This window comes from Paraburkholderia sp. SIMBA_027 (assembly GCF_046535315.1).
Taxonomy (GTDB): domain Bacteria; phylum Pseudomonadota; class Gammaproteobacteria; order Burkholderiales; family Burkholderiaceae; genus Paraburkholderia; species Paraburkholderia tropica.
In genome coordinates this window covers 1-258 of sequence record NZ_JAWRWY010000997.1, presented here as the reverse complement: position 1 = coordinate 258, position 258 = coordinate 1, and the positions used below count along the sequence as shown (strand labels likewise).

Here is a 258-nt window from a genome sequence, read left to right as displayed (position 1 = left end):
GTGGAATATTCGCAGAAGCCGCGATGGTAAACACCAGCGGCAGCATCAGCACAAAGCCCACTTCATAGAACAGGGCAAAACCAACGGTAAAACCGGTCAGTACCACCGCCCACTGGATGTGTTTTTTACCAAATTTGGCAATCAGCGTGGTGGCGATACGTTGTGCGCCACCGCAGTCTGCCAGCATTTTGCCCAGCATTGCGCCAAAACCCATGATCAGGGCAAGGCTACCGAGCGTCCCGCCGACACCGGCTTTGA

Annotated in this window: 1 protein-coding gene; it reads right to left on the bottom strand. The window is 55.0% G+C overall.

The window, feature by feature from the left end; all coding sequences use genetic code 11:
- Window positions 1-258: SLC13 family permease (locus SB764_RS42095; RefSeq protein ID WP_410867050.1), on the bottom strand; the 258-nt coding region annotated here is incomplete at both ends.